Source organism: Streptomyces sp. 8K308 (assembly GCF_004348315.1).
Classification (GTDB): Bacteria; Actinomycetota; Actinomycetes; order Streptomycetales; family Streptomycetaceae; genus Streptomyces.
This window is the reverse complement of the sequence record NZ_SMKC01000077.1, coordinates 1-24,125: the sequence shown is the minus strand read 5'-3', so window position 1 is coordinate 24,125 and position 24,125 is coordinate 1. Positions and strand designations below refer to the sequence as shown.

General features: G+C 74.6%; 22 protein-coding genes and 2 pseudogenes. 12 read left to right on the top strand and 12 right to left on the bottom strand.

All coding sequences use genetic code 11. The features are described from left to right. Window positions 1-187: 187 nt before the first annotated feature. Together E1265_RS14060 and E1265_RS14055 are read right to left on the bottom strand one after the other, a co-directional pair. Complete coding sequence (locus E1265_RS14060) at window positions 188-859, bottom strand: DUF305 domain-containing protein (RefSeq protein ID WP_132930636.1); 672 nt, start codon at window positions 857-859, stop codon at window positions 188-190. A gap of 77 nt (window positions 860-936) precedes the next feature. Then, window positions 937-1,341, bottom strand: a complete 405-nt coding sequence (locus E1265_RS14055; RefSeq protein WP_132930635.1) for a DUF6153 family protein — start codon at window positions 1,339-1,341, stop codon at window positions 937-939. A gap of 407 nt (window positions 1,342-1,748) precedes the next feature. Here E1265_RS14055 and E1265_RS14050 point away from each other — a divergent pair, with 407 nt between their 5' ends. Then, the gene (locus E1265_RS14050) at window positions 1,749-2,225 is read left to right on the top strand and encodes a general stress protein (protein ID WP_132930634.1); all 477 of its coding nucleotides are present in this window, start codon (window positions 1,749-1,751) and stop codon (window positions 2,223-2,225) included. Between the two features lie 22 nt (window positions 2,226-2,247). Here the strand turns inward: E1265_RS14050 and E1265_RS14045 are convergent, their stop codons facing one another. After that, window positions 2,248-2,508, bottom strand: a complete 261-nt coding sequence (locus tag E1265_RS14045; RefSeq protein ID WP_207931070.1) for an HPr family phosphocarrier protein — start codon at window positions 2,506-2,508, stop codon at window positions 2,248-2,250. A 172-nt stretch (window positions 2,509-2,680) separates the two neighbouring features. On the opposite strand from E1265_RS14045, the gene E1265_RS14040 reads away from it, so the two are divergent. The 3 genes from E1265_RS14040 (at window position 2,681) to E1265_RS14030 (ending at window position 5,950) form a co-directional block, all read left to right on the top strand. Then, complete coding sequence (locus E1265_RS14040) at window positions 2,681-3,514, top strand: IclR family transcriptional regulator (RefSeq protein WP_132930633.1); 834 nt, start codon at window positions 2,681-2,683, stop codon at window positions 3,512-3,514. A gap of 118 nt (window positions 3,515-3,632) precedes the next feature. Further along, window positions 3,633-4,244: a dihydroxyacetone kinase subunit DhaL gene (dhaL, locus tag E1265_RS14035; RefSeq protein ID WP_243740771.1), complete on the top strand. Its 612-nt coding sequence runs from the start codon at window positions 3,633-3,635 to the stop codon at window positions 4,242-4,244. Further along, window positions 4,241-5,950: a putative PEP-binding protein gene (locus E1265_RS14030; protein ID WP_132930631.1), complete on the top strand. Its 1,710-nt coding sequence runs from the start codon at window positions 4,241-4,243 to the stop codon at window positions 5,948-5,950. The genes dhaL and E1265_RS14030 overlap by 4 nt, the downstream gene beginning before the upstream one ends. Before the next feature lie 59 nt (window positions 5,951-6,009). Here the strand turns inward: E1265_RS14030 and E1265_RS14025 are convergent, their stop codons facing one another. Then, window positions 6,010-8,451: a SpoIIE family protein phosphatase gene (locus E1265_RS14025; RefSeq protein WP_132930630.1), complete on the bottom strand. Its 2,442-nt coding sequence runs from the start codon at window positions 8,449-8,451 to the stop codon at window positions 6,010-6,012. 199 nt (window positions 8,452-8,650) lie between these two features. Then, window positions 8,651-9,121: a type II 3-dehydroquinate dehydratase gene (gene aroQ, locus E1265_RS14020; protein ID WP_132930629.1), complete on the bottom strand. Its 471-nt coding sequence runs from the start codon at window positions 9,119-9,121 to the stop codon at window positions 8,651-8,653. A gap of 162 nt (window positions 9,122-9,283) precedes the next feature. On the opposite strand from aroQ, the gene E1265_RS14015 reads away from it, so the two are divergent. The 7 genes from E1265_RS14015 to E1265_RS37010 all read left to right on the top strand — a co-directional run bounded on the left by E1265_RS14015 (window position 9,284) and on the right by E1265_RS37010 (window position 16,171). Then, on the top strand, window positions 9,284-10,579 hold the full coding sequence (locus E1265_RS14015) for an MFS transporter (protein ID WP_207931068.1): 1,296 nt from the start codon (window positions 9,284-9,286) through the stop codon (window positions 10,577-10,579). A gap of 114 nt (window positions 10,580-10,693) precedes the next feature. Beyond that, on the top strand, window positions 10,694-11,698 hold the full coding sequence (locus E1265_RS14010; protein ID WP_243740770.1) for a hypothetical protein: 1,005 nt from the start codon (window positions 10,694-10,696) through the stop codon (window positions 11,696-11,698). A gap of 334 nt (window positions 11,699-12,032) precedes the next feature. Continuing rightward, entirely contained in the window at window positions 12,033-12,455 is a 423-nt protein-coding gene (locus E1265_RS38995; protein ID WP_243740769.1) for an ABC transporter substrate-binding protein, read from the top strand. A gap of 310 nt (window positions 12,456-12,765) precedes the next feature. Beyond that, window positions 12,766-12,987 carry a hypothetical protein gene (locus tag E1265_RS38990; protein ID WP_243740768.1) on the top strand — a complete coding sequence of 74 codons (222 nt, stop codon included), beginning with the start codon at window positions 12,766-12,768 and terminating at the stop codon, window positions 12,985-12,987. 88 nt (window positions 12,988-13,075) lie between these two features. Next, window positions 13,076-13,744 carry a haloacid dehalogenase type II gene (locus E1265_RS14000; RefSeq protein ID WP_132930627.1) on the top strand — a complete coding sequence of 223 codons (669 nt, stop codon included), beginning with the start codon at window positions 13,076-13,078 and terminating at the stop codon, window positions 13,742-13,744. Between the two features lie 303 nt (window positions 13,745-14,047). Further along, window positions 14,048-14,272 carry an FCD domain-containing protein gene (locus E1265_RS13995; RefSeq protein WP_132930626.1) on the top strand — a complete coding sequence of 75 codons (225 nt, stop codon included), beginning with the start codon at window positions 14,048-14,050 and terminating at the stop codon, window positions 14,270-14,272. Window positions 14,273-14,314: 42 nt separating this feature from the next. Then, window positions 14,315-16,171: a hypothetical protein gene (locus tag E1265_RS37010; RefSeq protein WP_165953746.1), complete on the top strand. Its 1,857-nt coding sequence runs from the start codon at window positions 14,315-14,317 to the stop codon at window positions 16,169-16,171. Window positions 16,172-16,276: 105 nt separating this feature from the next. Here the strand turns inward: E1265_RS37010 and E1265_RS13980 are convergent, their stop codons facing one another. From E1265_RS13980 to E1265_RS13960, 5 genes and pseudogenes are all read right to left on the bottom strand, one after another. Continuing rightward, entirely contained in the window at window positions 16,277-16,612 is a 336-nt protein-coding gene (locus E1265_RS13980; protein WP_132930625.1) for a metalloregulator ArsR/SmtB family transcription factor, read from the bottom strand. 2 nt (window positions 16,613-16,614) lie between these two features. Next, window positions 16,615-18,486 (bottom strand): heavy metal translocating P-type ATPase, encoded by a 1,872-nt coding sequence (locus E1265_RS13975; RefSeq protein ID WP_132930638.1) that lies wholly within the window; start codon window positions 18,484-18,486, stop codon window positions 16,615-16,617. Window positions 18,487-18,688: 202 nt separating this feature from the next. Next, window positions 18,689-18,867: pseudogene (locus tag E1265_RS38985) on the bottom strand (threonine aldolase); the annotation flags it as partial. A 338-nt stretch (window positions 18,868-19,205) separates the two neighbouring features. Then, window positions 19,206-20,129, bottom strand: a complete 924-nt coding sequence (locus tag E1265_RS13965) for a M56 family metallopeptidase (protein ID WP_132930624.1) — start codon at window positions 20,127-20,129, stop codon at window positions 19,206-19,208. A gap of 4 nt (window positions 20,130-20,133) precedes the next feature. Continuing rightward, window positions 20,134-20,523: a BlaI/MecI/CopY family transcriptional regulator gene (locus E1265_RS13960; protein ID WP_243740766.1), complete on the bottom strand. Its 390-nt coding sequence runs from the start codon at window positions 20,521-20,523 to the stop codon at window positions 20,134-20,136. A gap of 177 nt (window positions 20,524-20,700) precedes the next feature. Between E1265_RS13960 and E1265_RS13955 the strand changes: the two genes are divergently transcribed. After that, window positions 20,701-22,077: an LCP family protein gene (locus tag E1265_RS13955; RefSeq protein WP_207931066.1), complete on the top strand. Its 1,377-nt coding sequence runs from the start codon at window positions 20,701-20,703 to the stop codon at window positions 22,075-22,077. 8 nt (window positions 22,078-22,085) lie between these two features. Here the strand turns inward: E1265_RS13955 and E1265_RS13950 are convergent. Beyond that, window positions 22,086-23,171: pseudogene (locus tag E1265_RS13950) on the bottom strand (N-acetylmuramoyl-L-alanine amidase); the annotation flags it as partial. A gap of 133 nt (window positions 23,172-23,304) precedes the next feature. Further along, window positions 23,305-24,072 (bottom strand): putative protein N(5)-glutamine methyltransferase, encoded by a 768-nt coding sequence (locus E1265_RS13945; protein ID WP_132930621.1) that lies wholly within the window; start codon window positions 24,070-24,072, stop codon window positions 23,305-23,307. Window positions 24,073-24,125: the final 53 nt, after the last annotated feature.

Below are 24,125 nucleotides of genomic sequence, written 5' to 3'. Positions count from 1 at the left end.
GGCGGAAACCCGGCGCCCAGCCCCGCAGAAGGCGTGAGAGGGCGGGACACCGCGCGGAGCGCCCCGGCACCGGGGCGTCCGGCGGCGGAGCCGCCGCGGGCCCGGCTGTCGCCCGCCCCCTCGCGCCCAGTGCCGCAACCCGACGCGCAGCGCCGCCGTCGTGCAGCGCAGCGCGCAGCGCTACGCGCTACGCCGCGTCGATCAGCTCGTTCATGCGGGTGATCTCGTCGCTCTGGGTGGCGATGATCTCCCCGGCCATGTCGAGCGCGGGCTGGTAGGCCCCGTTGGCCCGCTCGGTCTCGGCCATCTCGACCGCGCCCTCGTGGTGCTCGATCATCATCCGCAGGAACGCCGCGTCGAACTCGGCGCCGCTCGACTGCTCAAGGGCGGTCATGTCGTCGGGCGACATCATCCCGGCCATGTCGTGGCCCGAGTGGTCCTCGTCCTCCGCCGGGACGTCCTCGCCCCAGCCGGTCAGCCACTCACTGAGCGTCGCGATCTCGGGCGCCTGGGCGGCCTCGATCGCCTCGGCCAGGCCGACGACCTCGGCCGACTCGGCGCGGGAGGCGGCGAGCTCGGCCATCTCCACAGCTTGGCGGTGGTGCGGGATCATCCCCTGGGCGAACGCCACGTCGGCGTCGTTCCACTCGGCTCCCGGCTCGGACTCGGACTGCCCGGACTCCGTCGGCTCGGCCGACGGCGACCGGCTCTCGCTTCGGTCGTGGCCGGCGGAGTGGCCGGCGTCCGAACCGTCCTCGTCGCCACAGGCGACGAGGACGACGGTGGCCGCCAGGCCGGCGACGGACAGGGCCGCGGCGCGCCGCAGCCGGGCACGCAGGGGGGAACGGTGTGCGGTCATGGTGGTGCAACTCCTGTGCGAATGCGTGGGAAAGGGCATGCCAGACCCGGCGGCCGGAGTGGCCGCCGGGAGCGCCCTTATATGCGGAGGAGTTGCAGCTGGTTGAGCGAGGGCGGGGCCCGGCCGCCCAGGTCGTGGGCCGGTCCGGGACCGGGAACGCCGGCCCGGGTGGCGTCTGCGACCGCGAGCGGCGAAAGCTCGGGCGCCTGCGGCCCGGGCGCGCCACCCACGGCGGCCGCGGCGCAGGCCGGGTCGGCGTGCTCCGGATGACCGCCGGAGCCGTGACAGAGCCGCTCGGCCGTGACCGACATGCCGTCGGCTGCGGCCATCTCCGACTGGTGTGTCGGGGCGGCGGGGACGGCCGGCCAGGGGCCGATGCCGTGCATCGCGACGAGGCCGGCGAGCAGGGCGAACACGGTCAGCGGCCCTGCGGCCCAGCGCGGCACGCGCCATGCCGGGTGGGGGTATCGCTGCCATGTCACGCGGCCCATCCTAGGGCCTGTCTGACACCCCCCGGTGGATCAGCGAGCGGCGGATAGCTCCCCCAGCCTGGCGGCTGGGAGGTGCCCCCATTCGCTGGCAACGCGCTCCACGTCGCGGAGCGACAGGTCGGACACCGCGCAGCTCGCACTTGGCCGTACTCGCGCGCAGCGTCGATATGCCGCTCCGCGGCGTGGGGCAACGCCGCCAGCCGGGATGCCTGGGGGTACCTCCCAGCCTCCCCCGGAGTCCGTCCGGGGGCCCATGGCTGAGGGCGCGTCGTAAGCCCGCCGGGGGGTTGTCAGACAGGTCCGAGGCCACCGGCCGTCCGGGTCCCGGTCGGGGCTCGCGTTGCGGGGGCGCGGGGGCGGTCGCACGCTGGTGGGGTGAGCCAGGAAGGGAGCCCGCCATGACCCAGCCTCCGGCGGTCGACCGGCCGGTCGTCGGCACGTACCCGAACTACGAGGGCGCGCAGCACGCGGTCGACTTCCTCTCCGACAACCACTTCCCGGTGGAGCACACCGCGATCATCGGCAACGACCTGCGGATGGTGGAGACCGTGCTCGGCCGGCTCACCCTGGCCCGAGCGACGCTGGCCGGGATGGCCACCGGCGCCTGGTTCGGCCTGCTGGTCGGCCTCTTCCTGACGGCGTTCAGCGCCAACGAGCACCACGTGCTGGTGCTGATCGCGGCCGGGCTGGTCTACGGCCTCGTCTTCGGCGCGATCTTCGGCTTCGTCTCGCACGCCGTCGGCAGGGGGCGTCGGGACTTCTCCTCGCGCAGCCAGATCGTGGCGGCCCGCTACGACGTGGTGGCCGATGAGAAGGTGGCCGAGGACGCCAGGAACCTGCTCATCAAGCTGGGCTGGCGGCAGGGCCAGCCCTGACCGGTCCCGGCCACCGAGGCGGTCACTCGGCGGTCGCGAGGATCTCCGCTATCGCCTTGCCGGCCTCGTCGGCGTCCTCACCGGTGGCGCGGACCGTGATGGAGGCGCCGGCGGTGGCGCCAAGGCCCATGACGCCCAGCACGCTGGCCGCGTTGACGGTGCGGCCGGCGTGGTCGAGCTCGACGGTGCTCTGGAAGCCGGCGGCGGCCTTGGTGAGCTGGCCGGCGGGGCGGGCGTGCAGGTTGGCTGGCAGGACCACGGTGGTCTCGAAACGTGCCGACACGGCGTGCCTCCTTGGGGCTGCGTGCTGAGGACGGGAGGTCGACCCCGTGGGCGGCGCGAGTACCATGCCGACGGGTGCGCCCATGAACGCCGATGGTAGATACCGGAACGTCATTCAGCAATACTGAACGCCCACGGAACACGTGCGGACTCAGGGGAACGAGGGAGTGGCCATGGTCCAGGCGGTGCGGCGGGCGGTCCAGATCCTGCGGGAACTGGCCACGGCGGGACCCAGGCTCGGCGTCACCGAGCTCGCCGACCGCCTCGGCGTCGCCAAGCCCACGGCGCACGCGCTGCTGCGCACGCTGGAGGCCGAGGGCATGGTCACCCAGGACCGGGAGAGCTCCAAGTACCTGCTCGGCCCCGACCTGCTGCTGCTCGGCAACGCCTACCTGGACACCCAGGAGCTGCGCACCCGTTCGCTGACCTGGGCCGACCTGCTGGCCTCACGGGCCGGCGAGGCCGTGTGGGTGGCCGTGCTCACCGGTGACCACGTCCTGGTGGTGCACCACGCGTTCCGGCCGGCCGGCGCCGTGCAGATACTGGAGGTCGGCGCCAGCATCCCGTGGAACACCTGCGCCCTGGGCAAGGCGATGGTGGCCTGGGCCCCGGATGAGGCGCGCGAGCGGCTGCTCGCGGGACAGCTCGGGGTGCTCACCGGGGCCAGCCTGACCGACCCGGAGGCGCTGCGCGCCCAGCTCGACACGGCGCTGACCACCGGCTACACGCTCGAGGACCAGGAGTCGGCGCTCGGCGACGCCGGGATCGCCGCCCCGGTGTTCGGGCGCGGCGGCGAGGTGGCCGGCGCGATCGGCGTGGTGGGCCCGGTCGAGCGGCTGCTCGCCGAGCCGGCCAGGCAGGAGCTCGCGGTGGCGGTGCGCGAGACGGCGCGCAACCTCTCGCGCGATCTCGGCGCCCCGCGCGGCGCCGCCCGCGCGCCCGGTCCCGGCCAGGGGCGGGGCCCGAGCGCGCCGCCCACCGTGCCGACACCGACGCCCGCCGCTTGACACGCCCGGAACGCGTGCTTAACTTCCGATCAACGTTCAGCGATGACGAACCCTCTTCGGGCCTCTGCGGAGCCCGGCGCCTAGGGAGTTGGGAGACCCCGTGGACACCGATCTCGCACTGTCCTGGGTGCGGGCCGTCGCCGCGGCCGTGACCGAGCACGAGGAGCGGCTCACGCAGCTCGACTCGGCCATCGGCGACGCCGACCACGGCGCCAACATGCGCCGCGGCTTCGCCGCGGTGCTCGTCGCCCTCGACGACCGGCCGCCGGCCTCGGCCGCCGACCTGCTGACCGCCACCGGCCACCTCCTGGTCAGCGGCGTGGGCGGGGCGGCCGGCCCGCTCTACGGCAGCGCCTTCCGGGCGCTCGGCCGCGCGCTCGCCACCCCGGGCACCGACCTGGCCACGGCGCTCGCCGAGGCGCTGGACGCGGCCCGCGAGCTGGGCGCCGCTGCGCCCGGCGACAAGACCATGATCGACGCCTTCGCGCCCGCCGTGGACGCGTTCGCACACCGCACCGCGGCCGGCGACGACCTCGCGGCCGCCGCCGACGCCGCGGCCGAGGCCGCCGAGCGCGGCGCGCGCGACACCACACCGCTGCAGGCCAGGCGCGGCCGGGCCGCCTACCTGGGCCCGCGCAGCGTCGGCCACCAGGACCCGGGCGCCGCCTCGACGGCCCTGCTCTTCCGCGCCCTGGCGGACGCGGCCGCCCGATCGGAGACCACGCGATGACCGCCACCACCGCCCCCCTGCGCTTCCCAGGACAGGCCGCCGCGCCCGGCATCGGCCTCGGCCGGCTGCTGCGCACCGACCGCCCGCTCGACCTCGACGCCGCCCCCGCCGGCGACCCCGAGGCGCTGATCGGCGCCGCGCTCGACGCGGTCGCCGCGCGGCTGGCCGCGCTCGCCGAGACGCTGCGCGGCCAGGGGCGCCCCGAACAGGCCGACATCATGGAGGTCGGCGGCCAGATCGCCGGCGACCCGGAGTTGCGGGCCGGCGCCGTGGCCCTGGCCGCCGCCGGCCTACCGCCGGCCAGGGCGCTCGACGAGACCGTCACCCGGTACGCCGACGCGATGGCCGCGCTCGACGACCCGGTGCTCGCGGAGCGCGCCGCCGACATCCGGCAGGTGGGCCGCCGGGCGCTGGCCTGGCTTGCCGGCGAGCGCGCGCCCGAGTCGGACGCGCCTGACGGCCCGCTGGTGCTCGCGGCCCGGGAGATCGGCGCCGCCGACCTGCTCGAGCCGGGCCGCACCGTCGGCGCGGCCGTCACCCTCGCCGGCGGCCCGAACTCGCACGCCGCCATCGTCGCCCGCTCGCTCGGCATCCCGCTGCTGCTCGCCGCCGACCCCGGGCTGCTCGACCTCCCCGACGGCCTCGAGATCCTGGTCGACGGCGGGACCAACGGCACCCCGGCGGCCACCGCCCACCCGGCCGCCGACGAGCGGGCCGCCGCGCTGGCCGCGCTCGCCACGGCGCGCGAGCGGCGCGCCGCGCTGGCCGCCGGCCGGCACCTGCCGGCGGAGACGGTGGACGGCCACCCGATGGTGCTGCGCGCCAACGTGGCCACCGCCGACGACGCGCGAGGCGCCCTGGCGGCCAACGCGGAGGGCGTCGGCCTGCTCCGCACCGAGCTGCCGTTCCTCGACGCCGCGGCCTGGCCGAGCCGCGAGCAGCACGTGGCCGCCGTGGCGCCGGTGTTGCGGGCGCTCGCCGGCCGGCCGGTGGTGGTGCGCACGCTGGACTTCGCCGACGACAAGCTGCCGCCGTTCCTCGCGGCGAACAACCCCGGCGGCCACATCGGGCGTGGGCTGCCGCTGATGCTGGCCGCGCCCGAGGCGTTCGCCGACCAGTTCAGGGCGCTGCTGGCCGCCGCCGGCGCCGCCGGTGCCGACCTGCGGATCATGATCCCGATGGTGGCCTCGCCCCGGGAGCTCGCCGCCTGTCACGAGCTGCTCAACGCGGCCGCCGCCGAGCTCGGCGTGGCGGCGCCGCCGCTCGGCGTGATGGTGGAGCTGGCCGAGGCGGTGGCCTCGGTCGACGAACTGGCCCGCGAGGCGGCGTTCCTCTCCATCGGCAGCAACGATCTGACGTGCCAGCTGCTCGGCGTGGACCGCAGGGACCCGGCGGCCACCCCGGCGCTCGCCGCCCACCCGACGGTGCTGCGGGCCATCGGCGAGGTGGCAGAGGCCGGACGCCGGCACGGGCGGCCGGTCTCGGTCTGCGGCGACGCCGCTGCCGATCCGCTGCTCGTACCGCTGCTCGTCGGGCTCGGCTGCGACGTGCTGTCGGTGACGCCCGGCGCGCTGGACGCGGTGCGGGCCAGGGTGCGCGGGCTGCGGCACGCCGACTGCTTGGCGCTCGCCGACGAGGCGCGCGCCCTGGACTCCGTCGAGCGGGTCTGGCACCTGGTGGAACGCGCGGCGCCGCCGGTCGACTAGGGCCTGTCCTGGCGGTCCCGGCTGGCCGCGGCTCGGCCCACGGCCGGCGACGACGTGGTTTAGCCCTGGCCGCCGGGGAGCTGCTGCTCGGCCCAGATGGTCTTGCCGCTCGCGGTCTGCCGGGTGCCCCACTGCTGGGTGAGCTGGGCGACCAGCAGCAGGCCGCGCCCGCCCTCGTCGTAGGTGCGGGCCCGGCGCAGGTGCGGAGCGGTGCCGCTGCCGTCGGAGACCTCGATGATCAACGAGGTCTCGCCGCGCAACAGCCGTAGCTGAATGGGGGGTTCGGCGTGTCGGATGGCGTTGGTCACCAGCTCGCTGACCACCAGCTCGGTGACGAACGCGGCCTCGGTGAGGTCCCAGGCGACCAGTTGGTCGGCGGCGGCCTTGCGCGCGGTGGCGACCAGCGCCGGCTCGGCCGCCAGGTCGAGTGTCACGACGTGCCGCGCGTCGAGCGCCCTGGTCCTGGCCAGCAGCAGCGCCGCGTCGTCGGTCTGCCGCTCGGGCAGCAGCTCGCCCAGGGCGCGGTCGCAGATCTCGTCCAAGCTGCCGGCCGGCTCGGCCAGCGCCTCGTGCAGCAGCCGCTGCCCCTGCTCGATGGCCCGGCCGCGCGGGGCGATGAGGCCGTTGGTGCTGAGCGCGACCAGGCTGCCCTCGGGCAGCACCACCTGGGTGGCCTCGAAGGGCAGGCCGCCGACGCCGAGCGGCGGCCCCGGGCTGATGTCGACCGGGACGGCGGTGCCGTCTGGCCCGGTGATGACGGGCGGCGGGTGGCCGGCGCTCGCCATGGCGCAGATCCGCGAGACCGGGTCGTAGACCGCGTACAGGCAGGTGGCGCCGACCTCGCCGATGGCCGCCGCTGACGGGTCGGCGGCCTCCTCCTGCTCGGCGAGGTGCGAGACGAGGTCGTCCAGATGGGTGAGCAGCTCGTCGGGCGGCAGGTCGACGTCGGCCAGGGTGCGCACGGCGGTGCGCAGCCGGCCCATGGTGGCCGAGGCGTGCACGCCGTGGCCGACCACGTCCCCGATGACCAGGGCGACCCGAGTGCCGGAGAGCGGCACGACGTCGAACCAGTCGCCGCCGACTCCCATCCGCCCGGCGGCCGGCCGGTAGCGGGAGGCGACGTCCACCGCGATCTGGCCCTGGAGCTGACGGGGCAGCAGGCTGCGCTGGAGCGCCAGGGCGGTGCCGCGTTCCCTGGCGTAGTGGCGGGCGTTGTCGATGCTGACGGCGGCGCGGGCGCACAGCTCCTCGGCGAGCAGCAGGTCGTCGCCGACGAACGGCTCGGGGCGCGCCCGCAGCAGCCGGGCGATGCCGAGCACGATGCCTCGGGCGCGCAGCGGGACGGTCATCATGGTGTGGAAGCCGTAGGCCTCGGTGCGGGCGTGGCGCACGGGGTCCTCGTGCAGCCAGCGCTCGAAGTCGGGATCGCCGAGGTCGCTGAGCACCGCGCTGCCGGTGGCCAGGGCGCGGGCGGGCGGTGAGTACTCCGGGTACCGCTCGAGCCGGCCGACCGACAGCGCGGCCTCCGGGACGCCCTCGCGGATGGAGCGCTGGGCGGCGCGGTGCATGGTGTGGCCGCCGCGCTCGGCGGCCGCGGTGGGCTCGCCGCCGGTGGCCACCTGCGGCAGCAGGTCGACGATGGCCAGGTCGCAGAGGTGGGGCGCGAGCGTGTCGGCGAGCTCCTGGGCGGTGGCGGTGACGTCGAGGGTGCCGCCGATGCGGTCGCCGGCCTCCTTGAGCAGTACGAGACGCTCGCGGGCGCGGACCTGCTCCGTGATGTCCGTGCCCACGGCGTAGACGGCCCGGATGACCCCCGAAGCCGGGTCACGGACCGGGGAGAGGCTGACCGACCAGTCGACGGGCTCCCTCCGGTCCGCGGTGACGATGGTGGTCTCGAATCGAGCGTGGCTGCCCTCGCGTGCCACGCGGCGTATCCGCTCGACGTACTCCCTGATGGCCTCGCCTTCGCGGGAGCTCGGCTGGGCGAAGCGGCTCTCCGCGTGGTCGCCGCCCGGGGCGAAGAGCCGGTCGAGCGGAGGGCCGCTCATCTCCTCGGCGCTCAGCCCGATGTGGCCCCGGACCGTGGCGTTTCCCCAGATGAGACGGCCCTCGGGGTCGTAGAGCGCCAGCGACTCGCCGGCCTGCTCGTGGGCCCAGCCGAGCAGCGTCAACTGATCGGCGCTCGGCCGCGCCGCGGTGGCGAGCAGCAGCCAGCGTGGCTCGTCGCCGCCGTCCTGGATCGGGCTGGCCGCGACCTCGGCCTCGATGACGTGCCCCTCGCGGTGCCGCAGCCGCAGCGTGCCGCGCCAGCCTTCGGGGCCCGGCGCGCCGGGTGGCGGGGCCTGGTCGAGCAGGATGCCGGCCGGCCGGCCGACGACGTCGGTGGCGGCGTGCCCGAGCAGCCGCTCGGCGCCCGGGCTCCAGGCCCGGATGACACCGCCGCCGTCCACCGCCGCCGAGACGGTGTCCGCCGCGGGGACGCCGACGCCCGGTCCTTCCATCCCGCTCATCCTCACCATCGCGCCGTCAGGAGCAGGCCAGCGAAGGTCGCAATTCCGCTCATACCTATGGAAACGGTATCGCCAGGCGCGCGAGTTCCGCCATGCACGGCTGCCATCAGCGGGACGCCAGGCGAGGTCCGCCGATGGTACAGCTCCCGGCGGCGTCAGGGGCCGCCCCGTTTCCTGACGGCACGGCAGGTCAGCCAGTGGTCAGCAGCCGGCAGGCGTGCTCGACGGCGAGGGCGTAGCCGTGGACGCCGCAGCCGGCGATGACGGCGGTGGCGGCCGCGGAGACGTAGGAGTGGTGGCGGAACGGCTCGCGGCGGTGGATGTTGGAGATGTGCACCTCGATGACGGGTAGCCCGTCGCAGGTGGCCAGCGCGTCGAGCAGCGCGACCGAGGTGTGCGAGTAGGCGGCGGGGTTGATGACGATGGCGGCGTGGCTCTGGCGCGCCTCGTGGATCCAGTCGACGAGTTGGCCCTCGTGGTTGCTCTGCCGGCAGTCGACGGTCGCGCCGTGCCTGGCCGCTGTCTCGCCGCACAGCCGCTCCACGTCGGCCAGGGTGTCGGCGCCGTAGATCTCGGGCTGCCGGGTGCCGAGCAGGTTGAGGTTGGGGCCGTTGAGAACCATCAGAACGGGCGCTTCCGCCGCTGGCGTCACTGGGGTCATGGTCCCCATCATGGCGCCCGGCGCCGACGGCCGGCCAAACGCGCGGTACGCCCCCGATCGGCACGTGCCCATCCTCCGATATCCGGTGAGATCGGTCACGACGCCCGCCGTCGATTTGGTCGCCGCCGAGGCCTGCTTGCATCCTTGACGACCGTGGAGAGGGTGCGGGCTGGGACGGCGGAGCGGATCGGGGAGAGATCGGCCGGAGCCACCCTCCCCACCCGGCGTTCCTACGCCATCTGGGCCGTCGGCGTGCTGGCCTACGTGTTCTCCATCATGCAGCGGACGACGCTCGGGGTCTCGGGCCTCGAGGCCGCCGAGCACTTCGCGGTCTCCCCCACCCAGCTGTCCACCTTCGTCTTCGTGCAGGTCATCGTCTACGTGTCGATGCAGATACCGGCCGGCCTGCTGGTGGACAGGTGGGGCGCGCGGGTGACGGTCTGCGTCAGCGGCACGGTCGCGGCGGCAGGGCAGTTCCTGCTGGCCTTCGCGGGCGACCTGACCACCGCGATCCTGGCCCGGGTCGTCGTCGGCATGGGCGACGGGCTGATGTTCGTGTCGGTGCTCGCGCTGCTGCCGCGCTGGTTCCCGGCCCACCGGGTGCCGCTGGTGACCCAGCTGACCACGATCCTCGGCCAGTTGGGGCAGATCCTGTCCGCGCTGCCGTTCCTCGCGCTGCTGCGCGCGGCCGGCTGGTCCGTGGCCTTCGGCTCGGCCGCGAGCCTGAGCCTGCTGGGCGCGATGCTCGCGCTCGCCGTGCTGCGGGACGCGCCGCCCGGGTCGCGGCCGGCGCGCGGGGGCGTACCGGCGCGGGCCGTCCTCGGGCAGTTGGGCGAGATCTGGCGTCGCCCCGGCACCCGGCTCGGCTTCTTCGGCCACATGGCGACCCAGTTCTCGATGATGGCGTTCTCGCTGCTGTGGGGCGTGCCGTACCTGGTGTCCGCGCAGGGCCTCTCGGCGTCCGCGGCCAGCGGGCTGCTGACCCTGTTCGTGCTGGGCACCATCGCCATCGGGCCGGTGCTCGGGGTGTTGACCACGCGCCATCCGATGCGCCGCTCCTGGCTGCTGCTCGGGGTGCTCGGCGCGACGGTGGCGGTGTGGACGGTGCTGCTCGCGCTGCCGACGCGGGCGCCGTTCTGGCTGCTCGTGGTGTTGATCGTGGTGCTCTCCGCGGGCGGCCCCGGCTCCGTGGTGGGCTTCGACATCGCCAGGACGACCAATCCGGCGGGCCAGCTCGGCGTGGCGCAGAGCATGGTGAACCTGGGCGGCTTCACGGCCTCGCTCGCGGTGCTGGTGTCGATGGGCGCGGTGCTGGACGCGGCGGGCGGGTACACCTTCGACGCGTTCCGGCTCGCGTGGTTGGTGCAGTACCCGTTCTGGGCGCTGTCGTTGACGGGGCTGCTGGTCACGCGGCGCAAGGCCCGCCGGGTGGCGGCGGCCTCGCCGGTCGCCGGCTGAGCCGCGCGCGGGCGGCCGCGGCGCCCGACCTCCCCCTGTGAGCCTTGTGAACGAGGTGACTTCCGTGATCAGATGGGGACTTGACCGTTACCCAACCGATATCATGGAGTCGCGTTGTCCCCGTCGCGCCCCGCCATCCTCAGTCGTCGGCGATTCCACCGGGCCGGCGGCGGGCTGCTCGCCGCCACCGCGCTGCTCGGGTCGACGGGGATGCTCAGCGCGAGCCGGGCGGCGGCGGGCGTTCCCGACTCGCCCCGGTTCCGGTTCGAGGGGGCCGGCGGCAACCCGTTCTGGCGCCGCTCGCTGCACGCCAACTGGGTGCTGCAGTCGTTCGCCTATGACAACGACCGGCAGCAGATCTACTTCGTCCAGTACGACTCGACCAACACCGACCCCGCCCGCGTCGGCGACCTGTGGGTGACCAGGACCGACGTCACGGGGAACCAGCTGGGGGCGATGCGGCTGCGCGGCTTCGGGCACGGCGTGCAGATCGGCGTGGAGCCCTACCGGGGCGAGGCGTACCTGTGGACGGAGTGGCGCACCGGGCTGGACGGATACGGCACCAGGATCGGCCGGTTCCGGTTCGCCAACGGGGCGACGCTGGCCGCGGACGACCCCTCGATCCAGGACCGCACGCCGGCGGTCGGCGGCCCGATGATCGAGCCGCAGCCGGCCATCGATCCGTGGACCAACCGTTTGCTGGTGCGCTTCAAGGTGGCCGCGGACACGCCGAGGATCGTGGTGTTCGACCTCGACGACGCGCGCGCCGGGCGGCTCGGCAGCGCGCACCGGCTGGCCGAGCGCGCCCTGCCGTCGCGCGGCGCCTGGGGCGCCGACCACCCGTTCCAGGGGTTCGCCGGCTGCGGCCGGTACGTGTACCTGCTGGAGGGGGCGGTGGGCGGCGACGCCCACCTGACCGCCGTTGACCTCAACGACGAGGGCCAGTCGACCGTGGTGGACCGGTTCGTCACCGACGCCGGCCAGTCGCTGGCCGGGCGTGAGCCGCAGGGGATGGCCGTCTGGATCGTCTCGGGCGCGCCCCGGTTGGCCTTCGGCTTCCATTCGAACTCGCGTGGTCTGCGGCAGGCGACGGTCTTCTACAAGAGCGAGTTCGTCTGATCCAGCGCCAGCGCCAGCGCTCGGCGACGGAACCGCAGTTCAGCACGGGATCGCCTCGGTGTTCGCCCGTCCTTCGACGGCCTCCGCGAGCACCGGGGCGGTCGAAAAGCGCTGTGACCTGCGGAATGGTGATACTGGCCCCGGTGCGCGGAGCCTGCGGCATGGGAAGCGCCGGTGGGGGGCGATGGCGCCGGGGGCGAGCGCTCCATCGTGATCGACGAGCCCTTCGGGCCGGCGGCCGGTTGAGCGTTGGAGACCAACGACGCGTTCGTGCTCTCCATGGTCGGCCGTCTCGAGACGCTGGTGCGGCGCGGCCGACGGCTCGATCGAGCCGATGCTGGCCGCCTCGGCGTTCTCGCCGGACACGGTGACCGGGGTGACGGCCGTCGACGAGGACACGTTGCGGATCACCACCGCCGAGCCCGACCCTCTGAGGCCCGCGCGGCTCTCCACCCCCAACGCCGAGGTGCTGGCGCCTGGCGCCTACGGCGAGTCAGCCACCGCCCCGCAGGCCACCTGCACCGGTCCCTTCACCAATCGTCGAGAGGTGCCGCGGCGGTCGGTGCGCCTGGAGCGCAACGCCTCCTACGGGGGCGGCGAGGTGCGGTTCGTCACCGACGCCACGCTGCGGACCACCCAGATCCAGACCGGCGAGGCCCAGATCTCCCGCAGGACGCCCATCACCAGCTTCCACGCGCTCCAGGAGCTGGACGGCGTCACCGTGGAGACCGCCGAGCTGTCCCACACACGCAGCTGATCCTCAACAACGCCCGCGCGCCCTTCGACGACGAGCGGGTGCGGCGCGCCGTCCAGGCCGCCATCGACACCGCGGAGATCAGCGACGCGGTCTACCCCGGCGCCGCGCGGCCGGCCGTCGGCCCCTTCGCGCCCGACGAGCCGTTCGCGCCGGCCGGCGCCGAACCGGTGGCCGCCGCCCCCGCGGCCGCGCTGTTCGACGAGGCCGGGGTCGACCCCGGCTCGCTCGACCTCACCCTGACCGTCTACACCGAGGGCACCGGCTTCGCCGACCCGCACTCCTGCGACGGCGGCTTCCCCCTCACCCAGCTATGCGACCCCGAGGTGGACGAGCTGATCGCCCAGGCCGCTCCACGGCCGACCGGGACGCGCGCTACGCGCTCTACGCCCTGCTGGCGGCCGACCTCCACGAGCAGGCCGTCAACGTCTTCCTGGTGCACGAGACCGAGACCGTGGCCCACGCCGGCGTCACCGGCTACGCGCTGCACCCCTACTACACGCTGACCGCCGAGCTGGCGCTTGCCGGCGGCTGAGCCGCCCGACCGACCATGCCCGCCCGCACCGCTCATAGAGTCAGACACTCAGACAGTCCGACGTTCAGCAAGTCAGAGAGGAAGACCGTTGATCGACTTCCGCCCCAAGTTCATCACCTTCGACTGCTACGGCACTCTGACCCACTTCCAAATGTCCGCCGTCACCCGCGGCCTGTACGCGGACCGGATACCCGAGGAACGGATGGAGGACTTCCTCGACGACTTCGAGGCCTACCGGATCGACGAGGTGCTCGGCGCCTACCAGCCCTACCCCGAGGTCGTCACCAGCGCCCTCAGGCGGGCGACCGTGCTGTGGGACCTCCCCTACCGGGACTCCGACGGCCTGACCATCGTGGACGCGGTGCCCACCTGGGGCCCGCACCCCGACGTGCCTGAGGCGCTGGCGAAGCTGGCCGAGGCCTTCCCGCTGGTAATCCTCTCCAACGCGGCCGACGACCAGATCGTCCACAACGTGGCCAAGCTCGGCGCCCCCTTCCACGCCGTGCTCACCGCCCAGCAGGCCCGCGCCTACAAGCCCCGCCTCGCCGCCTTCGAGTACATGTTCGCCCAACTCGGCTGCGCGCCGGGCGAGCTGTTGCACGTCTCGTCCAGCCTGCGCTACGACCTGATCCCGGCCCACGACCTGCGGATCACCAACAAGATCTACCTGAATCGGAGTTACGAGCCGAGCACCCCCTACTACGGCTACACCGAGATCACGGCGCTGACTGAACTGCCCGCACTGCTCGGCCTGTAGGCCCCCGTCTCAGAAAGGAGGTGGGCTGGACGTCAACTTCTCGGCGCTGAAGGGACCGAGCTCGTTGACTCGGTCGGAAGGGCGTTGATGGCAGTGGGGCGCGACTGGCTGCCGCGTGGCCCCCTGCGTCCAGTGCCACCCCGAAGAGAGGTAACGGGGCCATTGACTGAACCCCGCCGCCACACCCTCCGAGGGGCGGGGGAGTCGCCGCGACCCGCCTATGGGCGAGCCAAGTTCTTGACCGGGCTGAGGGCGAGCGCTGGGCCAGGGTCGTGGAGCTCGACCTCGCCTTCCACGATCCTGGTGGACTCCGCCGAAAGCCCGCGGCTCTCCCGGATGTTCGCCACCCTCGCCGCAGAGACCCGCATCGGCCTGGCCACCAGGTCGGGCGCCGGCCGGCGGCCGGCGGAGCTGGCCGCCGAGCACGGCACGCTCGTCGAGCTCCTGCGGGACGGCACCGAGCGCCGGCTGCTCGCCGCGGTCGACGCCCACCTCGACGCCACGTTGCGGCTGTTGACCGACGCCTAGTACTGACATCCGGGCTCCGCGCGTGGGGCCTACGATGCACGAGTGGCACAGGTGATCGACTACGGGCGGTTCGCGGACCGGCTGCGGGCGGCGCGGCAGGCGGTCCTCGCCGACCCCGGACGGCGCTGGGCGCTGCTCGACGAGGTGCAGCGCGAGTGGGGCTACGTCGATCCCGGTGGCGAGCCGGTCTGGGGCCCGGGGGACGGCGAGAACGTCGACGTGGTTTCCGATCTTTCGCTGCCGGTGCCCGCGGCGCTCACCGAGTGGTGGCGGTCACCGGTCAACTCCTTCGCGTACCGCCCGCGTCTCTACTGGGTGCACACCCAGTGGCCCCCGCTCCCTGAGGACGGGCCGCTGCCGGACGGGGACGGCCGGGTGTGCGTGTTCATGTCCGAGTACGAGTACTGCAACCAGTGGGGCTACCCGGCCGCCGAGGCCGCGCATGACGATCCGCGGGTCCTGGTCAGGACGGGCGACGACGAGTGGCTGCCGCAGGCGGCGTCGCTCTCCGAGTTCCTGCTGCACCTGGCCCTGGAACGGCTGCCCGGCCACTTCGGGTTCACCGCCTGCCTGACCCACGGGAACCTGGAGCGGGACCCGGCCGTCCTCGACCGGCTGCGCGCCTCGTACCCCGACCTGGGCCTGCCGCCCTGGCACGAACTCGGCTCCGACGCCGTCCTGTACGGCGGCCCCGACGTGGTCATCCGGCACGGCCGGGGCGACTACGTCGACTGGCCGCTGATCGTCAACGGCCGGACACGGCAGGCGGTCGAGGCGGCCCTGGCCATCCTGGCGCCGGCCGGCGCCGACCTCTCGGTGAGCCCGCCGGAGGAGCGCCCCGACCGCCTGCTCGACCTGCCGCCGGCGGCGTTCGCCGTCGGCGACGAGGACGCGCGGGAGCGCTGGCGTGTGACGTCCGTCGGCGCCGAGCCGCCGGGGCCGGCGGCGTCCCGGTCGGCCGACCTGCCGAACGTCACGGCCCACGCGGCCGACGAGGACGGCGGGGTGGTCGTCGTGGGCGACGCCGACGGCGTGGTGCACGTCCGCGTCGGCGCCGCCGGTCCTGGCGGCCGACGACGTGAGGTGAGCGAAGGCCTGCACCGGGCCCCGGTCACCGCCGTCACCTGCCTGCGCCCGGGACCGCACGAGGAACTCGTGGTGAGCGGCGACGCGGCCGGCGTACTGCGGATCTGGCGGACCGATGACCGGCCGGCGGCCGGGCCGTTCGACCGGCGCGGCACGGCGGTGACCGCCCTGGCCGCCGCGGTGCTGCCCGACTCGGGGCCGGCGCTGGCCGCCGCCTGGGCCGACGGCCTGGTGCGGGTGTGGGACCTCGGCACCGGCTGCTCCGACGTCGCGGCCGACCTGCCGCTGGGCACCGGCGTCGAAGAGCTCCGCCTCACCGCCGACGGCGTGCTGTGGGTGCGCGGCGGCGCGTCCGGCTGGGCCGCGCTGTGTCTCGACCCCGTGGAGCTGTGGGTGCTGCGGCAGGTCAAGGAGCAGGCCGACCGCTTCCCCTGGGACCGGCTCCGGTGCAACAGGGGACCGGCCCACGAGGTGCCGTCCCAGATCCTGCGGGCCGGCTGGGACGACGAGACCGTGGCGGCCCGCGCGGCGGAGCGGCTGCACGAGCTGCTGGTGCACGGGCACGGCGCCACCGCCGCCCTGGGCGCGGCGCCGCTGCTGACCATGCTGGTGGTCAGGGGGTGGACCCCGGTCAGGGGGCGGCTGACGCGGCTGCTCGCCGACCTCGCCAGCGTCCGGCGTGGCCGCAGCGAGGCGGCCGATGACCAGCTCGACCTGCTGCGCGAACTGCTCCCGACACTACGGAAGTTGGCCGACCATCCCGACGACGGGGTACGCGAGGGAGTGGCCGAGCTGGAACGCAACTGCGCCTGAGCGGCGCCCGGTTACCCGGTTGCCCGCGCTCCGCGCGGGCCCGCCGTCTCGGTGGGCGTCGCCCGCGAGTTCCTGCTGGCAGGCCCTCGGCGTGCGGCGTGGACGTCAGGAAGGGGTCGCCTCGGCGGGGGCCGGAGCGGTGGCGCCGAGCACCGCGCGCAGCACCGTGTGGATCGCCGGGTCGGCCACCGTGTAGTACATGAACGTGCCCTGCCGGCGCGCCCGGACGGCGCCCGAGAGCCGCAGCTTCGACAGGTGCTGGCTGACCGCCGCCGGATTGGCGCCGACGATCTCCGCCAGGCAGGCCACGTTCGTCTCCCCCTGGGAGAGCGCGTACAGCAGCCGGAGCCGGGTGGGGTCGCTGAGGATCCGCAGCAGCTCGGTCGCCTGGTCGACGACCTCGGGCTCCGGTACGTGAAACCCCTCGATACCCGCGTGCATGGCTACATGCTATCGCCGCGGCCCCCGCGCCAGGCGGCCGTGCGCAGCAACCGGAGCCCGTTCAGGCCGACCAGCACGGTGGACCCCTCGTGCCCGGCGACGCCGAGCGGCAGCGGCAGGGTGCCGATCAGGTCCCAGAGCACCAGCACGGTGATGAAGGTGCCGGCGATCGCCAGGTTGGCGACGACCACCCGGCGGGCCCTGCGGGCCAGCGCGATCACGGCCGGCACGGCGGTCAGCTCGTCCCGGACGACGACGGCGTCCGCCGTCTCCAGGGCGAGGTCGGAGCCGGCCCGGCCCATCGCGACGCCGAGGTGCGCGGCAGCCATGGCGGGCGCGTCGTTGACGCCGTCGCCGACCACCAGGGTGCGCTGCCCGGCCGCCTGGAACTCGCGCACCGCGCCCACCTTGTCCTGCGGCAGCAGACGGGACCGCACCTCGGTGATGCCGACCTCGCCGGCCACCCGCGCGGCGGCGTCGGCGTTGTCCCCGGTGAGCAGCACCGGCGGCGCCGCGGTCAGGGCGGCGACGGCCCGCACCGCCTCGGCGGCGTCCGGGCGCAGCCGGTCGGTGATGCCGAGCACGGCCACCGGCTCGCCGTCGACGCGCACCAGGACGGCCGTGCTGCCCGGCGCGACCAGCTCGCGCTCGCCGCCGGTGCCCGCCGCGCCGACCTCGACCAGCCGGCCCTCGACGCGCGCGGTGACGCCCCGGCCCGGGGTCGAGGCGAAGTCCTCCACCGGGCCGCCGGGTTCGATGCCGCGGTCCGCCGCCGCGGCGACCACGGCACGGGCCAGCGGGTGCTCGGAGCGGTGCTCGGCGCCGGCGGCCAGCCGCAGGATCTCCGCCTCGGTCAGCGCCACGCCGGGCAGCGGGCGCAGCTCGCTGACGCGCGGGCTGCCCTCGGTGAGCGTGCCGGTCTTGTCGAAGGCGACCCGCTCGGTGTCGCCGAGCCGCTCCATGACCACGGCCGACTTGACCAGCACGCCGTGTCGACCGGCGTTGGCGATGGCGGACAGCAGCGGCGGCATGGTGGCCAGCACCACGGCGCAGGGCGAGGCGACGATCATGAAGGTCATGGCGCGCAGCAGCGCGTCCTCGAAGCCCTGGTCGAGGAGCAGGAAGGGGATGGTGAACACCAGCAGCGTGGCGACGACCACGCCGGCCGAGTAGCGCTGCTCCACCTTCTCGATGAACAGCTGGGTGGGGGCCTTGGTGTCGCTCGCCTCCCGCACCATGGCCACGATCCGGGCCACCACGGAGTCGGCCGCCGGCCGGCTGACGCGCACCCGCAGCGCCCCGCCGCCGTTGAGGGTGCCGGCGTACACCTCGTCCCCCGGCAGCTTCGGCACCGGCAGCGGCTCGCCGGTGATGGTCGCCTGGTCGACGTCGCTCGCCCCGTCCACGACCTCGCCGTCGGCGCCGACCCGCTCCCCCGGCCTGACCAGGATCTCGTCTCCCACGACGAGCTCCGCGGCGGGCGCCGTCTCCTCGGTCCCGTCCGGGCCGAGCCTGGTGGCGTGTTCGGGCGCGAGGTCGAGCAGGCCGCGCACGGAGTCCGCGGTGCGCTGGGTGGCGAACGCCTCGAGGGCGCCGGACGTCGCGAAGATGACGATCAGCAGCCCACCGTCCAGCACCTGCCCGATGGACGCGGCCCCCACGGCGGCCACGATCATCAGCAGGTCGACGTCCAGCGTCCGCTCGCGCAGGGCGCCGAGCCCCGCCATCAGCGGCTCCCAGCCGCCGGCCACGTAGCACGTCAGATACAACGTCCACGCCAGCCACCGTGGCCCGCCGGCCAGATCGGCCACCAACCCGCACCCGAACAACGCCGTCGCCGCGGCGGCCCAGCGGATCTCGGCCAACTCCCACATCCGCGTGCCCGCACGTGGCACGGCGGGTGCCGGGCGAGGCGTCTTCTCTTCGGTCCCAGTCGCCGCTGTCGTCGTCACGGGACGGCACTATACCGCCTATGCGCACAGATACGCAGATACGCAACTACGCAGGGCCCGCCCCCGATCGGCGTCGGTGCGGCCGGACGATCTCGACGTCGGGCAGCACCACGGCGACGGCCGTCGCCAGCCGGGCCGCCATCGCGTTGGCGTGCCGGGCGTCGCGCGACCACAGGTCGCCCTCAAAAGCGCGACGAACCTCGCCGACACGTACCGCGTCCTGGAGGCCAGCCGCAGCGCGACCTTGCGCAGGTACCGCGCGCCACGCACCGCGTCCGGGTTGAGCACCACGACCGCCTCGCCGATTCGATCACCGTAGCCGACCTGGCCCGCCAGGCCCGCCTCGCGCCCCGCACCTTCGTCCGGCACTTCAACCGGCAGACCGGGACCAGCCCGCCCCCGCCGGGTCATCAGCCAGCGGATCCAGGCCAGCCCGCCGCCGCTCGAGCACAGCGGGATGTCGATCGAGGAGATCGGCGCGGCCGTCGGCTTCGACAGCCCGGTGACCTTCCGGCACCACTCCACTCGATCCATGAAGACCCCGCCCTCGGCTCACCGGCGCGCCTTCCGCACCACCGTCTGAGCGGGAGCCAGCAGTGTCGCCGCGCGAGAAGGCGGGTGGAGGGAAACCCGGTCGTGGCTCAGAGAGCCGCGTGCAGGATCAGCGTCAGCGCCACCGCCGCGTTCAGCGAGGAGAGGGCCGACGCCGCGGCCCCGCCCGCAGCGACCCACGCGGCAAGACCGGCCGGCGTGTACGCCGGCGGCCAGCCGGCCGCCGGCGGCACCGGGCCGAGCAGCGCCGCGACCCGCCGCGGCACGGGACCAGGCGCGGCCAGCGCCGCGAAGGTCGGGGTCGGGGTGGGGCCGCTGACCAGCGCGGCGCGGCCCACGGCCCGCGCCATCAGGCGCCGGTCGCCGAGGAACCGCGCGGCCTCCTCGTCGGCCCACCGCTCCGCGCTGTAGGCGACGGCCGTCCGCAGCGGCCGCAGGAACGGGTGGGCGCGGGCGGCGAGCTGCGCGACGAGCAGGAAGCGGTGGTGGCGGTGCGCGAGGTGGGCGCGCTCGTGCGCGAAGAGGGCCCGGCGCTCCCGGCCGGAGAGGCGAGCGAGCATCGCCGTGGAGACCACCACGCGCCCACGGCGGCCCGGCAGGGCGTACGCGTAGGCGGTGTCGTCGGGCAGCACGGCCACCGACGAGTCCGGCAGGCCGACCAGCGCCCGCTCCGCCGCGCGGCGGACGCGGCGGTGGTGCCCGAGCGTCAGGACGGCGGCGCAGGCGACCGCCACCAGGGCCGGGATGGAGGCGCGGCCCATGACGTCGTCGAAGGGGACGGCGGCCCGCACCTCGGGGTCGGACCAGCTGTCGGGAAGCGGGTTGCCCGGCACGGCGGCGGTGCCGACGACCGCGATGAGGGCCACGCAGAGCGTGCTGCACAGCGCGAGCACCGCGGTGACGCCGGTCAGCAGCCAGGTCGCCCGGCGCGGGTGGAGGTGCTGTTCGGCGAGCCTGGCGATCGGCCAGGCGGTGACGGGCAGGACGAGCGGCAGCAGAACGAACAGGCCCACGGCGTCAGTCCTCGGGCTCCTCGCCGGCCTGGGCGAGCAGCAGCCGCAGCAGCCGCTCGTCGTCCGGGGAGAGGCCGGTGACGAAGCTGGCGAGCACCGCCTCCCGGTCCGACTCGCGATCGAGGACCCGCCGCATCCGCAGGGCGGCGAGCGCGGCCTCGTCGGCGGCGGCCGACCAGACGAAGGAGCGGCCGGTCCGCTCCCTGGTCACGGCCTGCTTGGCCAGGAGCCTGGACAGGATCGTCATGACGGTGGTGTAGGCGAGGTCGCCGCCGAGCCGCTCCTGGACCCAGGCGGCGGTGACCGGCGCGGCGGCCTCGTGCAGGGCGGCGAGCACCTGGGCCTCGAGCTCCCCCTGTCCACGCCGGCGCGCGCGTGCGTCTCCTGCCGTCACGTCAGCCGCCCTTCGCCTGTGTGCGTACGCGCACTTCCGCTCGTCCGTCCCGGGGTTCATCGTACTGACCAGGAGGCCGCGTCACGGCCATCTTCTACAGTGATGTAGATTTCAGCCCCCTGATCCACCACCCACCCAGGACAGGGCCTGGGGCCGACACCGAACGGGGGGACCGGCGTGGCCGGCACACACCGAAGCAGGGGCGCGAGGTCGGCGCCGCCGAGCAGGGGCGGGCGGATCCTGCTGTGGACCGCCGGGGGTCTCGCCCTGCTGGTCCTGGCGCCGACCGGCGCCCTCGGCTGGCTCTACCACCAGCTCAACGGCAACATCCAGGCCGCCGACATCGAGGACCGGCTCGGCGACGACCGCCCTGAGGACCTGAGCCCGGACGCCATGACCATCCTGGTGGCCGGCTCCGACACCCGGGAGGGCACGGACGGGGCGTACGGCCAGGCCGAGGGCATGCGGTCGGACACCATGTTGGTGGTGCACGTCGCGGCGAACCGCGAGTGGGCCACCGTGGTCTCCATCCCCCGGGACTCCTGGGTGTCCATACCCGCCTGCGACCTGGGCGACGGCACGCGGTCCGAGCCGCACCACGGCAAGATCAACGAGTCCTTCGCGCTCGGCGGCATGAACGGCGACGTGGGCGGGGCGGCGGCCTGCACCATCAGGACCCTGGAGCAGAACACCGGGCTGCGCATCGACAACTTCATCTCGCTCGACTTCCTCGGCTTCAAGGACATGGTCGACGCGCTCGGCGGCGTCGACGTCTGCCTCGACGAGCCGATCCAGGACGACAAGGCCCACGTCGGCCTGGAGGCCGGCTGCCAGACCCTGGACGGCGAGGACGCGCTCGGCTTCGTCCGGGTCCGCTACAGCGTCGGCGACGGCAGCGACATCGGCCGCATCGACCGCCAGCAGGACTTCATGCGCTCGCTCGCGGAGCAGGCGCGGTCCAGGCTGACCGACCCGACCGCGCTCTACGACTTCCTCGACGCGGTCACGAGCTCGCTGACCACCGACCCGGAACTGGCCGGTCTTCGCCCCCTCTACGACCTGGCCGAGGACCTGCGGGGGATCCCGGAGGAGAACCTGACCTTCCTCACCGTGCCCAACTACCCGCGCGAACTCGACGTCCCGGAGGACACCGCCAACGTGGTCTGGGACCAGCCGTCGGCCGACCTGCTCTTCGACTCGCTGGCGCGGGACGAGCGGATGACCGAGGACGACCTGGCGGCCGCCGCCGAGGAGTCGCCCGCCACCCGGCCTTCCGATGTCCAGGTGCGGGTGCTCAACGGCACCGGGGTCACCGGCCAGGCGGCCGAGGTGGCGGAGCAGTTGGGGGACGCCGGCTTCACGGTGGTGGGCACGGGTAACGCGGACGGCGAGGCCGCGACCACCGTCATCGGCTACCCGGAGGGCCTGGCCGAGCATGCCGAGCTGCTCGCCGCCCGGCTGCCGGGCGCGGCCACCGAGCCGGACGACACCGGGCCGCCGGGCGTGCTGACCCTGACGGTGGGCGCCGACTACGGCGGCGTGCGCGGCGGCTAGGAGGCGTTGACCAGGTCGAGGTAGTGGTCCCAGTCCCAGTTGGGGCCGGGGTCGGTGTGGTCGTTGCCCGGCACCTCGACGTGCCCGACGATGTGCTCCCGGTCGCGCGGGATGCCGTAGCTGTCGCAGAGGAAGCGGGTGAGCGCGGCCGATGAGCGGTACATGGTCTCGGTGAACCAGGCGGGCTCGTCGATGAAGCCCTCGTGCTCGATGCCGATCGACGAGGCGTTGGCCGACTTGGCGTGCCAGGCGGTGTCCGCGTCCCTGACCATCTGGGTGACCTCGCCGTCGCTCGACCGCACCACGTAGTGCGAGCTGACCCGGGCCGCCGGGTTCTGGAACCAGGAGATGGTGCCGTCGTAGTAACCCTGGGCGACGTGCACCACGACGGTGGTGACCGGCGAGGTCCTGCCGGGCTCGTAGTTCTCCTCGTGCGCCGGGACCCAGCGGGCCGACGGGTAGTCGGGCCCCGGCTCGTCCGCGTCGGCCAGCGGGTCCTCGGGGGCGGCGTAGCGGCCGCGCTCCGGGATCACCGGCTGGCCGTGGACGAGCACGGTCTCGCCGGTCGGGGTACGCGCCTCGATGCCCTCGGTCAGCAGACCGTAGACCGCGTCCGCGTAACCGGCGGCCGTGGCGTCGTCCCCGCCGCCGTAGCGCGCGACGACCGGGTACCAGGCGCCGGGGTCGGCCCGCTCGGCCGAGTCGAGGCCGAGGCCGTCCGCGTACGAACGCAGCACGGCGGCGGCGCCCATGATGTTGTCCGCCGGGTCGCGACGCAGCTCCTCGCGGTCGGCGCCGGTGAGCTCGGCGGCCAGCGCGAGGGTCTGCTGGACCGGGTTCTCGACCAGGTGCATCACGCCGTAGCCGCCGGCCTGGCTGGGCCGCCCCTGGTGGCCGTCGAGCCGGGTCTGGCCGTATCCGACCGCGACCAGCAGGTCGCGGGGCACCCCGTAGGCGTCGGCGGCGCGCGTGAACGCGTCGTTCAATGGACCGGTGCCGGGGGTGTGTGCGGCGGCGCCCGCGGTGTCGGCGAACAGGGTCAGCAGCGCGGCGCTCAACGCGACGCCCACGGCGAACGGCCGGTGTGTCGTCATGGGGCTCTGCCCTTCCTCACTGGGCGCGGTCGGCCGACGGAAACCGGCCAGGAGAACTCATGCCACGCCACTCGCGAACCGAAGCGGACCCCACCCGAACACGGCCGAAACCAATCGCTCAGACGACGGTCCGTCAGGCCGTGCCGACGACGACGGTGGCCTCGTGGTCGGGCGAGTGGTCGAGCCGGGCGGCGAGGCCGGCGGCGGCGAAGGCGGCGAGGGCCGCGGCCGCCTGACGTTCGCTGGTCTCCACCAGCAGATGACCGCCGGGCGCCAACCACCCGGGTGCGCCGTCCGCGACCCTCCGCAGCACGGCGAGGCCGTCGGCACCGCCGTCGAGGGCGAGAAGCGGCTCGTGGTCGCGCGCCTCGGCCGGCAGCAGCGCGACCTCCCCGGTGGGCACGTAGGGCACGTTGGCCACCAGCACGTCCACCCGACCACGCAGCGCCGCGGGCAGCGCGGCGTACAGGTCCCCGCGGTGCACCCGGCCGCCCGCCCCCTCGAGGTTGCGGCGGGCGCACCGGACGGCGGCCGGATCGAGATCGGCCGCGTGCACCTCGGCCCCGTCGAGCAGCGCGGCCAGCGCGGCGCCGAGGGCGCCCGAGCCGCAGCAGAGGTCGAGCACCACGGGCTTGGGCGGCGCGAGCGCGGCGGCACGCTCGACCAGGAACTCGGTGCGCCGCCTCGGCACGAAGACGCCCGGCTCGACGGCGATCCGCAGCCAGTGGAACTCGGCCCAGCCCAGCACGAGTTCGAGCGGCTCCCCGGCGACCCGGCGGTCGACGAGCGCGTCGAGCTCGGCAGCGGTGGCCGTCTCGGCGAGCAGCCGGGCCTCTTCCTCGGCGAACACGCAGCCAGCGGTGCGGAGCCGTGCGACGAGGTCGGGAGTAGGTTCGATCATCAGGCCGCCCAGCGTACCCGGCCTGCCGACCAGAGCGGCTCGAAGGCCCGCAC